Source organism: Paenibacillus sp. FSL R10-2796, from assembly GCF_037965315.1.
In the GTDB taxonomy this organism is placed as follows: domain Bacteria; phylum Bacillota; class Bacilli; order Paenibacillales; family Paenibacillaceae; genus Paenibacillus_AQ; species Paenibacillus_AQ odorifer.
In genome coordinates, this window is the sequence record NZ_CP150178.1 from 237,350 (window position 1) to 251,760 (window position 14,411).

Genomic DNA, 14,411 nt, shown 5'->3' on the forward strand with positions numbered 1-14,411 from the left:
AGGACGCACCTTATCGGTCCGTCCTCCTATCTATTCCTCATAAATACGCCTTAACCCATAATAACGAGCACGTTGTTTTCTGGCGCCATTTTGGCCACCGGGATCAGGTTGCCTTGAATTTCTTCACCGTTAATAACGATATGGGTAACCCCTTTTTGTACACCCTTCTTGTTCTCCACCTGGATGTTCAGCTTCTTCCCACGGAATTCCCGGACCATGGAAAAGTCTGTCCAGTCGGAAGGAACACACGGGTTGAGGCGAAGGCCATCAAATTGCGGTTGAACCCCCATAATGCCTTCCACCAAGGAGACCATCACGGTTGAAGCGGTGCCGGTCAGCCAGTGGACATGCGCTCGGCCTTGATATGGGCTGTCCTTGGACTCGACAAACTGGCCATGTACATAAGGCTCGAGTTTACGGATTTCAGCCTTATCGTTCATGCTGGCCGGACTGCAATTCAGGAAGTATTCGAACGCGCGCCCACCGTTGCCGATCATGGTTTCCGCCAGAATGAGCCATCCCTGCGGCTGGCTGAAGATGCCGCCGTTTTCCTTAGTTGAGGCGTTGAAAAGAGCCATCAACGCTACTGGCAAACCGTATTCACGGAACGGAGGGTAGAATAACATAGTGCCGTAATCGGTCCGCAGATTCTCATACACTTTGTCCATGGCGAGCTTCGCCTGATCCGGGCGGGCTGCGCCGCTTAATACGGCCCAGCTTTGTGGATTGAGCCAGATCTTGGCTTCATCATTCTCCCAGGAGCCGATGGTATAGTTGTCTTCGGTAAATCCGCGGACGAATTGATCGTTCTCCCAAGCGTGTTTTTGAATGTTATCGTCCAGCTCATCAAGCAGGCCCTGGGCCCATTGAATATCTTCAGGCTTGTTCTTATTTTGTGCAATTTCCATGAACACCTTGAATGCCATATACAGCTGGAATGCGACGAACAACGACTCACCCTTGGCTCCAAGCCGTAGGCAATCGTTCCAGTCGGCATGAAGCCCAACCGGCATGCCGTGTGCGCCCATACGATCCAGACTGAACTGAAGTGCCTGGCGCAAATGCTCGTACACTGTGCCCTCGCCTTTATCCGAATAAGGGATTATTTCATCTGTGAAATCCCAGTTGCCACTTTCATTCAAGTATTTAATGACGGTTGGGAACAGCCATAAAGCGTCATCGGCCCGATAATGGGGGTGACCGGTTTCCCGCACGTATTCTGGATCATCCGGTGTGCCCTCATGTCCAGGGTTGTGGTCAAATTTCACCAACGGAAGTCCACCGCCGTTGGAAACCTGGGCGGATATCATCAGTCTTAGACGTTCAAGGGCCATCTCATGATCCAGATGAATGATGCCTTGAATATCCTGCACGGTATCCCGATATCCGAGTCCATTACGAAGACCGGAGTATTGGAAGGAGGCTGCACGTGACCAGATGAAAGTGATAAAGCATTGATATGCATTCCAAGTGTTGATCATGTTGTTCAGGTTATCGCTTGGTGTCTGGACCTGGAAGCGGTTAAGCTTGCTGTGCCAGAATGCTTTTAACTCTTCGAGTTCTTTATTTACCACGGACAAGTCCTTATAATGGCTGAGAATCTCGGAAGCGCCTTTCTCATCATACTGTCCCAGTAGAAATACGATTTCTTTCTCTTCTCCCGGCTGCAAATCTACGTTAATCTGCAGGGCCCCGCAGGAGTTAGTATTGTAGTTTAATGAATTGGAGCATTGGCCGTTCTCAACAGAGGCCGGATTGCCATAACTGCGGTAATCGCCTAGGAACGTATCCCGGTCACCGTCATAAGCGGTAACTTCTGCACCTGCAGCGCCGAAGAATCTCCAGGTTTGTTCTTCGGGGGTGTTTTCATTGATGACTTGAAGGATCATATTATTTTTATAGTAGGTCCGTGAAATAAACAGAGTGTACTGAAGGTTGACGGTATCCTGCTCATAGTTGTTATTGTTGGTTAATTCAACAAATCCGAAGAGAGCCAGCTTGCGTGCTTTGGAGTCATCATTGCGCACCTTCATGCGCCACACCTCGTAGGTTTTGTTCAGTGGTACATAATATAATGATTCTGTATGGATGTTATCGTAGTCCGAGACGATGTTCGTGTATCCGGTTCCATGATGGCATACCGACTTATATTGCTCCAGATCTTTACCCACTGGCTGCCAAGAGCCGGACCAATAATCCCCGTTCTCCAAATCTCTCACGTAAATATAGCGTCCGGGCTCGTCCTTAGAGTTGAAGTGGTAGCGGATATGCCGCCCATTTGCGCCAGACTTTACAAAGCTATAGCCGCCTGCGTTACCTGAGATGATTGCACCGTATTCCGGCGAGCCGAGGTAATTCGCCCAAGGGGCAGGCGTATTCGGCTTGGTAATGAGGTATTCCTTGTTTTTTCCATCAAAATAACCATATTGCATGACCATTCCTCCTATTAAGTGGTTAATGGGCCGATCTATAAACGCGCGTTCACAAAGAGGTGAAATATCCATGTGTAATTTTATTATAAGATACTTTTAGTAAATCGATAACCCTATATTTTAGCGAAAAAACGAACAAAAATGCTAACTTTTTTAGTAGGGTGTAAAGCGAAAGACACCTTAAAAGGTGTCTTTTTTTATTTTAGCGGCAATGTCTACTCCACTAAAACACCATTAACAAACGTCATAGTTTTATCTTTGAATTCAAGAATAAACTTGTTTGGAAAATCTAGATCGGTATGAATCTCCGTCCCCAACATAACTTTTTTGCCTACATCATCAAAGGGATTATGAAGTAAACCTCTAGGCGTATACCTAGTTTCAGAACCGATTACATTATTATTCTCATCGCGGATAAATTTGGTTTTTCCTGAGAACACGAGGTCCTTGCCATTTTCCAAAGTTAGATGAACTTCCAAACGATCCTTTGTTTTCTGATAATCTATGACTACATCTTTAGAGGATACAGGGAAACCGATAACAAAAAGTCCAATAAGGGCTGTAGCCAGTATGAGTACCGATAAGACGGAAAAAATGAGAGTTTTTATATTCTTTTTTTTCACTTTTTTAAAATAATTGAGTTTGTTAACTTCCTCTTTATCAATAATAGGCACACTTAGATTTGCTGTGGCGGTCATTTCATTATAGGATTGAAGGCAGCTTTCACAGGATTGCAGGTGTTTTTCGATTTCTTCGTTACTATGTACAGAGGTTAGCTTTTCAATATAGGAAGGTAATAAATCCTGAATGATCTCGCATTTCATGAAGATCTTCCTTTCATTAATTTTTGTTTTCCACGGTAAAAGGTAACTCTTGCCCAGGTCTCATCTCTGCCAAGAATTTCGCCAATTTCCCGAAAACTGAATTCTCCGGTCAAACGCAGATATAATACTTCTTTGGTATTTGGATCAAGTAAATGAAGTTGTTTAAATAAATCCATTTTGTCCTGAGCAAAAATGAACTGGGATTCTGTTGAATTTGCGTTAGCCAAAGGAGCGTCTTCTAATTCCTCAGACTTCCGCTTGCGCTGCTTGTCCAGCTCCTGATACCACACATGTTTAGCAATTTGACAAAGCCAAACGTATACTTTGCAGGTCCCATCGTATTTATCTATCGATTTTATAGCTCTATAAAAAGTTTCTTGGGTGATTTCTTCTGCCAGCAAATGATTATGACAAAAGCTAAATACGAATTTATATACTTGGGTTGAATATTCCCTGTATAATTGCTCGTTGTCCTCCATCCATTCACCTCCTCAAGTTATATATCCGTAAAAAGCTATAAACGTTACAAGTTTTTTTAAAAAAATTTGATTTATACAATTATCGCCTTTCAACCCCGGTATGTGAGGGAATTAAGGAGGTTCAGCGTTAAGGCTGGTTTCACAGTTGGTTTACCCTTTATAATTACATGAGATCTTATTGTACAAGTTACAAGGGGGTTCATATATGATAACAAAGGTAAACCGGCAGTTAAATGAGGGTCCTAAAATTCAAAAAGAACAAGAGCTTGTTACCAAAATGATTCGTATATATTGTAAGAAAAAACACCATCATAAAGGCTTTTGTAAGGAATGTCAGGAATTAAATGAGTATGCGCTGAAGAGGTTAGCCTATTGTAAGTTTGGTGAAGAGAAAACAGCTTGTGCCAAATGTCCTGTTCATTGTTACAAACCGGATTATCGCCAAAGAATTAAAGGGGTTATGCGTTTTTCTGGTCCGTGGATGCTGCTCTATCATCCCATTGAGTCGATTAGGCATATTCCGCTACCCAATAAATTGAGAAAATAAGTGAAAACCGGACATCATTTGATGCCCGGTTTAATGTATTTTTAGATATCATTCTCCCAGCTTTTCAGCCTTCACCAAAATCTCTCGCAAAACACTGGCAACCCGGCTTTTTCTTCTCTTTACTTTTACACTTATCCGTCTTAACGACTCTTGGTATACGGCGGTATCAATGGGTTCATAGAGCTGTTTGGCGGCAATCCGTAACGTCCTTCTCATTAATATTGCTGATGAACGTGTTGACTTCGTTCGGTATCCTCTGCGCAAGACCCGTATAGTATGTTTGTATTTCTCCAGGTCTTCGTTTGGAGGAACAAGGGCGAACAGATTTAGGGAAGAGTCATTGAACCCGTAGCTTTTGAACATGATTTTTAGATTCTCAATATTTATGAGATTTCCTCTGAAGTGGGTTGGATGTTCTTGGTGAACGCCGACAACTTCTTTGATGCTGTGAAAAGGGATTTTTAATCGATGCAGTCGATACCCAAGATCCCAATCTTCGAGTCCATAGAGGATAAACTGTTCATTAAAACCTCCAGCCCGAGTTAAATGGCTGCGTCTTATGGACACACAACGTGTGACGAGTAACATCCAAGGGGCTACATCTGTGCTGGCAAATTGCTTTTTAGTATTTGGAGGAACTCTTGAGGCAAAGGTGACTTTTGATAACGTCTCCGTCTGCTGAAGGATATCATTGGGTGTGATTATTGGGGTGATTTCAGTCGCTGATTCGAAGTCAGGATTCCATAAGTTAGAAGGCGAAAGTGTATTGCGGCAATGTTCTTTTTCTTCAGGAGAAAAGTCTGGGTAGTAGTGGGTATAAGCGTCATCCCATGAGTGTGGAATACCTGAAATTATCGACTTAGGATATTTACGGTGATACTGGTTTACGATCCTAATGAATTCAGGGAATACCAGAAAATCAGCATCGCAGAAGATGACGTATTTCCCTTTTGCCTGACTCAGCCCCAGATTTCTTACGGCAGAACGGCCGCGTTGTTCCTGCTGAGCGACATAAATAAGCGGATAAGAAGTTTGAAAGCTTTCGACCATTTCCTTAGTACCATCTGTAGAACCGTCATCTGCGACGATCACCTCGAACCGATCCTTCGGATAGGTCTGTGTCTCGAATGAAGTGAGTGTAAGTAGCAGCTGCTGAAGTCGGTTATAGGTTGGAATTATGATGCTGTAACGGATAGCCAGAATGATCACCCCCACCATTTAATAAAAGCCCTTGAATAGGATAAATAATAACAATATATTCAGGGACTTTAGCCTGGTCTAGTCAAACGCCTTTAAGGGTGGAAATAGGCAGGGGACAGGGTTTAGCACGAATCAAAGATTTTATATTTTTGTGAACTTACCTAGCTCCGTCTCATCTCTATTGTAAAGAACCCGCTATATTAGCGGGTTCTTTACTGTCTGTGCGCTTAATTGTAGTAGACAGAATGCTCGGTATATGTGAAGTGCTATTAGTGAGATATAAGAACCCCATATTGTTTAAAAAAGTTGGTGATTTCAGAGATGTCCATCCGTTCATCAGGTAGATCTTCTGGATAATAAATGCCTGGGACCAATGGTTCTTCCTTTGATATCCGCAATAGCTTTTCTGCTTGGACAGCAGCTCCCAAAGCGGTAAGATGAGTCTGACCAAGCGGGTCAGAAATCGCTATTGTCCGTTCAACCCAGTGCCCATTATGATCCAGACCCTTTAGATGAATAAGGATATGATGTGCACTGCCAGTACCAGGATTGTAGAGCAGTCTTCGTCTAAGCGAACGGAATCGGTCTCCGCTGATCATCTTCCATATTCCGCTGTTAACTAGTCCGACAAGGATGGAGGTGGAGGCTTTGCTGTCGAAGGAGATGCGGAAGCTGGCGGAGTCGATATGCCCAGCTGTTGGCAAGGTGACATGATCTGGGGTGTCAAGCCGATAGCATTTTGCTGTATATCCATCTGGAAATTGGACTTTGATGGGGTCAGTCATTGGAAATACAAGACGTTTTCCCCCCCGTTCTGTAATATGGAATGGAATGGTCATACGATCCATGTACGCCGCGGAGTCGGGTCCTGCTTTGTCACGTAGAGAGTACAACGCGTGAATATCAACGGCGACGTTTTGAAGTGTGGCCGAGTGCAGCATGGCGAACAGCGAAGCAGTTCCCGCCATCCATCCCGAAGAAAGCACGATAGGAGCATAGAGGTCTGCTTTTTCTAACTTTGTGATTGATTGTTGGAATATCTCTGTCCAGCGAGTAAGATCGATCAGTGGGATTTTTCTTCTAACTGCAGACATAAGTAGCCGATCCTGCAGATCGTTGACGGAATTGATGATTAGCGATACATTATCGCCTGCATAAAGCAGTGGATCATCCGCATTATTATCAACTACGACTGTTTGTACCCGTGTGGACTCAAAAGGTGCTGCTTTTTGCGGTGACCTTCCTCCCAATATAATCTCGAGATCGGGATGTCGATCGTGTAATATTTGAGCAATTTGTCTGCCGACGGCACCGTATCCTCCTACAATAAGTACCTTTTTCCTATGCATATCTGCAACCTCCGTTTAAATGTTTATATGTTTAAGTTATTTAACATATCGCTTAAAAAAATAGGAATGACAAGTGCTAGTCAGGTTAATGGCATTAGCACTGGCATTCCTCTTCAACGAAATGGACAAGTTGTTTCATAAGCGCTATCGCTTCGTCAAACTCAAGTCTGTAGAACATTTCCGTGCCCTTCTTCTGAACCTTAAGCAGCCCTGCTTGCCGTAATATTTTCAGATGATGAGAGACTGTAGGCCGGGACATGGGGATATGCTCTGCAATTTGGCTCACATTCATACTCTCTTTGTCGATCAGCAATGCAATGATTTGCTGACGTATAGGATCTCCCAAGCCTTGGAAATAGGGGCTTAAATTCTCAAAAATGTGAATCGCCTTCTGATTACTATTAGATTCGTTCATAACTCCCTCCGTTATAATGTTTAATTGTTTAAACGTATCATAATATATTTCAGGGAATAATTCAATGCGTTGATAATCTCCGTTATTTTGGAGGAATCCTAGTTTATTAAATATAATCAAGGGACATATGGATATTTGTATTAAAATTGTGAGGTCATATGGTAAGGCGGTTTTATGGATGAACTCAAGTAAAAAATAATCATGTCCTTAAACAAAAGACACCTCGATGGGTGTCTTTTGTTTAAGGAATTCCAGAAGGTAGCATACAAAGCTCGGCTTATTCGCGGGGATAAAAAAGGATCAATAAGAGGCTGCTCCTTTTTATGTTCTATTTTCCACTAGGTAATAATTTATTCAATAAGATCGCTGCCAATGATGCAGCTAGGATAGGTGAGCCTAATAAATACTGTACGAATGTAGGCAAAGAGTTCAAGTAGTCACCAGGAATGAGTACCAAAGCCAAGGTGATGATCATTGGTAAGGCAATAATGTACATTTCTTTTTCGCCGATGGTTACATTCTTCATTACTTGCACACCATTAATTGCGATGATGCCGCAGATGATGGCGAAGACGCCGCCGATTACAGCGGATGGAATGGAAGAGATCAAAGCGGCGAGTTTACCGGAACAACCAAAGAGGACAAACCATCCTCCTACAGCGAGAAAAACCCGGCGGCTGGCAACACCTGTAATGGAGATGATCCCTGCATTAGTTGAATAACCTGTAACAGGAGTCGAACCGAGCACAGACGCAATAAGACAGCCAATTCCTTCTCCAATTACGCCGCGGTTAATATTTTTGTCTGTCAAAGGTTTATTGATTACATTGCTGACCGCAAACCAGGTGCCTGTTGTTTCAGCCAGCAGCACGATATAAATAATAACCATGGTGATAATAGCTGAAAAATTGAAGGAAAAGCCGAAATCAACAAAAGCGATTCGCGGCATGCTAAACCACTTGGCACTACTTATCGCTGAGAAATCTAAAACGCCCATAATATTAGCCGAAATACATCCAACTACTAACGCCATCATTACGGAAAGAATTCGGAAGACAGATCCTTTATTACGGAACAAAGTACCGAGAACCACAAAAATAAGCAGTGTAGCACCTGAAATAAGGGCTAATAATACATTTTGATTAATTGAAGCCCCGGAGGCTCCGTAGATATTATCTCTGATCGCAACAGGCAATAAAGATAGACCTACAATGAAAATGATTGTGCCACCTACGATAGGCGGGATAAAGTTTTTAACGATTTTATTAAAAATCCCCGCATAACCCAAAATAATAACCAGGCTGGCCCCGATTAAGCTGGCACCTAACACGGAGCTCCAACCGAGCTCTCCGCCACCACTAGCTGCATAAATACTGACGATCGCACCCAGCGGAACATAAGAAGGACCTTGAGCGATAGGCAGCTTCATACAGAAATAGGTTTGCACAATCGTTGCAAGTCCTGCGGCAATAAAGGTGGATTGGATTAACGCGCTGGACTGATTGGGCTGTAAGCCGATTAACATCGCAATAAGGAATGGCACTACATAGACATCCATAGCCAATACATGTTGAAAGCCGAGAATGACGGATTTACTAAATGAAACTTTTTCATCGGGTAGGACAGTTAGTAGCTGTGATTCCAAATGTGCTTGCTCTTGTACGTTTGCTTGTGTTTTCACTCCAATGCCCACCTTAAGTTTTCTAGTTTAATTAATCTTTAACGCGAATGAACTTTTTCACCCTGTACCCAGACTTCACGGATATTTTCAGGTCTAGCCAGATACATTATCTTTTGAAAAATATCTTGCAAATCTTCATTCTCATCAAAGACGGGCAATTTCGCCGAGGGTACTTTCGTATCGATTATTTGAACATCCCATGCATAACCTTCTAGTAACCGGCCGATAGGTAAGCTTAAGCTTTCTCCGCCGCCAGCGGTAGCAAGATAAAAGGATTCATGGATCGTAATTCGTGATCCGGGTACTCCGCGGTTTTGTGCAGAAAGTGAGGGATTCACACCATCCTCCAGCATTCTTGAAGACATTACGGCTTGTCTAATGTTGTCGAAGAGACTAGGTGAAAAACCTCCGGAAATATCAGAGCCTAAACCAATTTCAACGCCTTTGGCATGGAAGTCAGCGATCGGAATGACACTATTGGCAAAATACGCGTTGGATATCGGACAATGAGCAATAGCTGTTCCTGTCTCTGCAAACAAATTCACATCATCTTCATCTAAAAAATTACAATGAGCCATGACAGATTTATCACTGAGCAGACCAAAATCATGCAGGGCAAAAGCATCGTTCTTTTGGAATCGTTCTTGCACATAACCGTGCGCCCAATCACTTTCACTGCAGTGCGATTGCACATACGTATCATATTTAGCGGCTAGTTCTCCCAAGCCTTGTAAAGCCTCATTAGTGCAGCTTGGAATGAACCTTGGTGTCACTACTGGATAAACGCCTTGTTTAGTAGATTTAGCGAGTTCTTGTACAGCTAGTATAAATTCTTCCGTATCCACTAGTGCGGTGTGGGTGTCGGAGTCACGATAATTCTCAGGATTTCCCTGTGGATCGTCCATAACCACTTTTCCAACGAGTCCACGTTGCCCTTTTTCCGCACATATTTTAGCCAATAATAGACTGGCCTCTTTATGCACCGTTGCAAAATAAAGTGCTGTAGTTGTTCCGTTTGCGAGCAAAGTGCCAACCACGTCATCGTAGACTTTTTTTGCAAAAGTCAGATCTGAGAATTTAGACTCCAGTGGGAAGGTATAAGTATTTAGCCAATCATAGAGCGGGATATCTAATGCAGTTCCAGATTGAGCCCATTGTGGCGCGTGGACATGCAGATCGATAAAGCCGGGCAAAAAATACTGGCCTTCAGCTAATACATGAAAATTGTCCTGACCTTGATAAGCATCAAGCAAGGGTTGATAGTCGGGGTGCTCCGGTGCAACGATCATTTCTATCATCCCATCCGAATTGATACAGAAGAGATGATCCTTTAAAATTTGAATTTCTTTTGGGGATAGGCTAGAAAATGAAGTGCCTAGGAATATTTGCATATAATTTCTCATGATTTCCGCCTTAATGTTCGTCTTTTGGTGTGCATTCGTTATTATAATCCGTGAAAAAGGATAAGTCCAGACCAAAAGTCGAATAAAGGCGTAATTGACGGATAGGAGGAGCTGAGGAATTGAAAGCGAATATGACACATAGACGTCACGTTCGCTAGGCTAGAATACAGAAAAAGATAGAGGAAAGTAAAAAATGCTGATCGGCTTCGATTTCTTTACGGTTATAGGAAATGAATGCGGTTACTATCTTGTGATATAATAGATGAAATCGATCAATAGTTTGAGAAAATTGGATTAGGAGTGTTGCCTGGATGAGAAGATACAACATTTGGCGCCCGTTGATGTTAATTATTGTTGCTGTACTTACAAAAAGCTTGGTCACTAACCTATGTATTTTGTTTGGTATGCAGGCTGAATCAGCAAGTAGTATGGGGACGCTGGGCATGGTCATTGCCGGTTTAGTGATGTACAATCGCATGACAAATCGCCGACGTAAATAAGCTGGCCGGATAGATTATAAACGTCTGGTTATTATGTTATAGTAAAGATTGAAATAAAACTTGTATCGACCTGAAAAGGAGTACTTCATGACACAGTTTGTCTACAAACAAATTATTGATGACTTAAAAATGAAAATTTTTGCTGGGCAGTTTCCCGATATGAAATTACCGGATGAACGAACGCTTAGTGAAACTTATCAAGTGAGTCGTAGTTCTATTAAAAGTGCTCTGACTAAAATGGCAAATGCCGGCATTATTTTTAAAAAGCGTGGCTCAGGGACATTTATAAATCCTTTATACATAAAAAATGAATCTATTTTTAACTACGAAGGCTCTAATTTAGGTGTCACCGACAATTTTCAAATGAATGGGAAGAAGCCAAAGATTAAAGTTTTGAAATTCGAGGTCATTCCACCAACGGAAGATCTGCAACGGGATCTGTTTTTAGGCCCACATGATTTTGTATACAAAATCGTTCGCTTGCGTCTTTTTGATGATGAACCCTTTATGATTGAAACAGGTTATATCCCAATCAAAATTGTACAGAATTTAAATCAGACCATTATTGAAGGATCTATCTTTAATTATTTGGAGGATTCACGAAATCTGGCGGTAACCAAATCCTTTTTATCGATATCCGCAGAACCCTCTGAGGCTACGGATCAAGAGCTGCTGCATTTGCAGGCGAATGAGCCAGTAAGCATTATGGAAGGGATTTTCTTTTTAGATAATGGCACGCCATTTGAATTCTCCCATATGCGCTTCCACTATAAATACTTAAAATTTAATACCTTTGTGTCCGTTCATTAAAAGTAAGACTGGGGAATTTTTCTCGGTCTTATTTTTTTTATTTTGCGCAAAATAGATGAAGGGCAAGTAGTAAATATCCCCCGCAAACTCCAGCCCATATTTTTACATATATATTAATATTGACTTATTTTTACTGACAATTGACACCGTTTTTCATACTATGTTCATATTTTCACAAAATTGGACCGTATCATTTGTTGAAAAGGTTGAATTAATTTTTCGCGGCGGTATGATGTACTTGTGGAAGAAATTACGGCAATGTAGACACAGAAAAAATTTTGGGGAGTGGAAGAAATGGTATTATCCATGGATGTTGATTACTCATCAAAAACTTATTTAGAGAAGCTTGATGCATACTGGCGCGCAACTAACTACATCTCTGTAGGTCAACTGTATTTGAAAGATAATCCGTTGTTAAGAGAACCGCTGAAAGAAGCAGACGTAAAGATTAAGCCCATTGGACACTGGGGAACTATTCCTGGCCAGAACTTTATTTATGCCCATTTGAATCGGGTCATTACTAAATATGATTTGAATATGTTCTATATCGAGGGTCCCGGTCATGGCGGTCAGGTCATGGTTTCGAACTCCTATCTCGATGGTAGCTATACTGAAATTTATCCGGAAATCACACAAGATATCCCAGGCCTGAAGAAATTGTTCAAACAATTCTCTTTCCCAGGTGGAGTTGCTTCCCATGCTGCCCCTGAAACACCTGGATCGATCCACGAAGGTGGCGAATTAGGTTATTCTCTATCCCATGGTGTAGGTGCAATTCTGGATAATCCAGATTTGATCTCCGCTGTTGTTATTGGTGATGGAGAGGCTGAAACTGGCCCATTAGCGGCTTCATGGTTCTCCAACCGGTTCATCAATCCAGTTACTGATGGTGCAGTTCTGCCGATCTTGCACTTAAATGGTTTCAAAATCAGTAACCCAACGATTCTGTCTCGTCAATCCAAAGAAGAAATTACTGCATACTTTAAAGGTATGGGTTGGGAACCGTTCTTCGTTGAAGGCGAAAATCCTGATCTAATGCATCCGGAAATGGCTAAGGTGCTTGATACCATCGTTGAAAGAATTGAAGCGATTCAAAAGAATGCACGTGACAACAATGACCTGACGCGTCCGGTTTGGCCAATGTTGGTCTTCCGTTCTCCTAAGGGCTGGACGGGTCCAAAGCAATGGGATGGTGTTCCGAATGAGAACTCGTTCCGTGCCCATCAGGTGCCGATTCCAGTGGATCAAAAAAATATGAAGCATGCTCCGGCGTTATTGGAGTGGATGAACAGCTATAGACCAGAAGAATTATTTGATGACAAAGGTCGTCTGAACGCTGAACTTGCTGAGATTCTGCCAACTGGCGACAGACGTATGGGAATGAACCCAGTTACTAATGCTGGCAACCAAATTAAAGATCTAAACTTACCGAATTTCCGTAAGTTCGCACTTGATAATTCCAAACCAGGTGAAGTAATAGCACAAGATATGGCCGTTCTGGGTAAATACATGAAAGATGTTATCTCTCTGAACGAAGAGAACCGCAATTTCAGAATTTTCGGACCGGATGAAACAATGTCCAACCGTCTGGGACCTGTCTTTGAAGTAACGAAACGTCAATGGTTGGATCAAGTGATTGAACCGAATGACGAATTCCTAGCTTCTTATGGCCGTGTTATCGATTCCCAATTGTCTGAACATCAGGCAGAAGGTTTGCTTGAAGGTTACGTATTGACAGGTCGCCATGGTTTCTTTGCAAGCTATGAAGCTTTCTTGCGTGTCGTGGATTCGATGATTACTCAGCATTTCAAATGGCTGCGTAAAGCAACAGATCAAAGCTGGCGTGCTGATATTCCATCATTGAATGTGGTAGCAACTTCAACTGTATTCCAGCAAGACCACAATGGTTACACTCACCAAGATCCAGGTTTGCTAGGTCACTTGGCTGATAAAAAACCAGAATTTATCCGTGAGTATTTGCCGGCTGATGCCAACTCCTTGCTGGCTGTCTTTGACACCGTCTTAAATGACCGTCAAAAAATTAACTTGATTGTTTCTTCCAAACATCCTCGTCCACAATGGTTCAGTGCGGATGAAGCACAAGAGCTGGTGGATAAAGGACTGAAGATTATTGACTGGGCAAGCACCGATCAAGGTGGAGAGCCTGATGTTGTCTTTGCTTCTGCAGGTACAGAACCAACTATCGAAAGCTTGGCTGCCATCTCTATCCTGCATGAAAAACTGCCGAACCTTAAAATTAGATATATCAACGTGGTAGACTTGTTGAAACTGAGAAGTCAAAAATTAGATCCGCGTGGCTTATCTGACGAAGAGTTTGATCAATTTTTCACAAAAGATAAACCAGTTATCTTCGCTTTCCATGGATATGAAGGTCTGATTAAAGACTTGTTCTTTGATCGCCATAACCATAACCTGCACGTACACGGATACCGCGAGAATGGCGATATCACAACACCATTCGATATGCGCGTATTGAATCAAATGGACCGCTTTGACTTGGCGAAGGAAGCTGTTCTGAGCTTGCCTAATGCTAACGACTATAAAGCGATCGCAGATGAAATGGATGCTATCGTTAAGAAACATCACCAATTCATTCGTGAAGAGGGTATTGATTTGCCAGAAGTAGAGAACTGGGTATGGAAAGCTTTGAAATAAGCGTATAGCCAGTACCATAGGAAGTAATACAAAAAGACACCTTTAGAGGTGTCTTTTTATTTGTTTAAATAACCATACAAAACAATTATAATCAT

At 42.4% G+C, this 14,411-nt stretch carries 12 protein-coding genes; 4 read left to right on the forward strand and 8 right to left on the reverse strand.

Features of this window, described 5'->3' with window-relative positions; translation table 11 throughout:
* Window positions 1-50 precede the first annotated feature (50 nt).
* The 3 genes from NST58_RS01155 to NST58_RS01165 form a co-directional block, all read right to left on the reverse strand.
* Window positions 51-2,432, reverse strand: a complete 2,382-nt coding sequence (locus NST58_RS01155) for a N,N'-diacetylchitobiose phosphorylase (RefSeq protein ID WP_248549193.1) — start codon at window positions 2,430-2,432, stop codon at window positions 51-53.
* Between the two features lie 215 nt (window positions 2,433-2,647).
* Complete coding sequence (locus NST58_RS01160; protein WP_076126916.1) at window positions 2,648-3,256, reverse strand: zf-HC2 domain-containing protein; 609 nt, start codon at window positions 3,254-3,256, stop codon at window positions 2,648-2,650.
* Window positions 3,253-3,735, reverse strand: coding sequence for a sigma-70 family RNA polymerase sigma factor (locus NST58_RS01165; protein ID WP_076187044.1), 483 nt, complete (start codon window positions 3,733-3,735; stop codon window positions 3,253-3,255). The genes NST58_RS01160 and NST58_RS01165 overlap by 4 nt, the downstream gene beginning before the upstream one ends.
* 205 nt (window positions 3,736-3,940) lie before the next feature.
* Here NST58_RS01165 and NST58_RS01170 point away from each other — a divergent pair, with 205 nt between their 5' ends.
* On the forward strand, window positions 3,941-4,282 hold the full coding sequence (locus NST58_RS01170) for a nitrous oxide-stimulated promoter family protein (protein WP_076187046.1): 342 nt from the start codon (window positions 3,941-3,943) through the stop codon (window positions 4,280-4,282).
* A gap of 48 nt (window positions 4,283-4,330) precedes the next feature.
* On the opposite strand, the gene NST58_RS01175 is transcribed toward NST58_RS01170, so the two are convergent.
* The 5 genes from NST58_RS01175 to guaD form a co-directional block, all read right to left on the reverse strand.
* On the reverse strand, window positions 4,331-5,482 hold the full coding sequence (locus NST58_RS01175) for a glycosyltransferase (RefSeq protein WP_248549218.1): 1,152 nt from the start codon (window positions 5,480-5,482) through the stop codon (window positions 4,331-4,333).
* Window positions 5,483-5,751: 269 nt separating this feature from the next.
* The gene (locus tag NST58_RS01180) at window positions 5,752-6,831 is read right to left on the reverse strand and encodes a saccharopine dehydrogenase (protein ID WP_248549192.1); all 1,080 of its coding nucleotides are present in this window, start codon (window positions 6,829-6,831) and stop codon (window positions 5,752-5,754) included.
* Between the two features lie 94 nt (window positions 6,832-6,925).
* A complete protein-coding gene (locus NST58_RS01185) occupies window positions 6,926-7,246 on the reverse strand; it encodes a metalloregulator ArsR/SmtB family transcription factor (protein ID WP_076126921.1) in 321 nt (106 codons plus the stop codon).
* Between the two features lie 328 nt (window positions 7,247-7,574).
* A complete protein-coding gene (locus NST58_RS01190; RefSeq protein WP_339245736.1) occupies window positions 7,575-8,927 on the reverse strand; it encodes a solute carrier family 23 protein in 1,353 nt (450 codons plus the stop codon).
* 38 nt (window positions 8,928-8,965) lie between these two features.
* Window positions 8,966-10,330 carry a guanine deaminase gene (gene guaD, locus NST58_RS01195; protein ID WP_248549191.1) on the reverse strand — a complete coding sequence of 455 codons (1,365 nt, stop codon included), beginning with the start codon at window positions 10,328-10,330 and terminating at the stop codon, window positions 8,966-8,968.
* Between the two features lie 311 nt (window positions 10,331-10,641).
* Here guaD and NST58_RS01200 point away from each other — a divergent pair, with 311 nt between their 5' ends.
* The 3 genes from NST58_RS01200 (at window position 10,642) to NST58_RS01210 (ending at window position 14,316) form a co-directional block, all read left to right on the forward strand.
* Complete coding sequence (locus NST58_RS01200) at window positions 10,642-10,830, forward strand: hypothetical protein (RefSeq protein ID WP_036687195.1); 189 nt, start codon at window positions 10,642-10,644, stop codon at window positions 10,828-10,830.
* 87 nt (window positions 10,831-10,917) lie between these two features.
* A complete protein-coding gene (locus NST58_RS01205) occupies window positions 10,918-11,640 on the forward strand; it encodes a GntR family transcriptional regulator (protein WP_076206068.1) in 723 nt (240 codons plus the stop codon).
* A gap of 294 nt (window positions 11,641-11,934) precedes the next feature.
* Complete coding sequence (locus NST58_RS01210; protein WP_339189124.1) at window positions 11,935-14,316, forward strand: phosphoketolase family protein; 2,382 nt, start codon at window positions 11,935-11,937, stop codon at window positions 14,314-14,316.
* Window positions 14,317-14,411 lie beyond the last annotated feature (95 nt).

Bases quoted from the DNA above. Each gene is read 5' to 3' on its own strand.
- NST58_RS01155 (WP_248549193.1), bottom strand. From the start codon at position 2,432: ATGCAATATGGTTATTTTGATGGAAAAAACAAGGAATACCTCATTACC.
- NST58_RS01160 (WP_076126916.1), bottom strand. From the start codon at position 3,256: ATGAAATGCGAGATCATTCAGGATTTATTACCTTCCTATATTGAAAAG.
- NST58_RS01165 (WP_076187044.1), bottom strand. From the start codon at position 3,735: ATGGAGGACAACGAGCAATTATACAGGGAATATTCAACCCAAGTATAT.
- NST58_RS01170 (WP_076187046.1), top strand. From the start codon at position 3,941: ATGATAACAAAGGTAAACCGGCAGTTAAATGAGGGTCCTAAAATTCAA.
- NST58_RS01180 (WP_248549192.1), bottom strand. From the start codon at position 6,831: ATGCATAGGAAAAAGGTACTTATTGTAGGAGGATACGGTGCCGTCGGC.
- NST58_RS01185 (WP_076126921.1), bottom strand. From the start codon at position 7,246: ATGAACGAATCTAATAGTAATCAGAAGGCGATTCACATTTTTGAGAAT.
- guaD (WP_248549191.1), bottom strand. From the start codon at position 10,330: ATGAGAAATTATATGCAAATATTCCTAGGCACTTCATTTTCTAGCCTA.
- NST58_RS01200 (WP_036687195.1), top strand. From the start codon at position 10,642: ATGAGAAGATACAACATTTGGCGCCCGTTGATGTTAATTATTGTTGCT.
- NST58_RS01205 (WP_076206068.1), top strand. From the start codon at position 10,918: ATGACACAGTTTGTCTACAAACAAATTATTGATGACTTAAAAATGAAA.
- NST58_RS01210 (WP_339189124.1), top strand. From the start codon at position 11,935: ATGGTATTATCCATGGATGTTGATTACTCATCAAAAACTTATTTAGAG.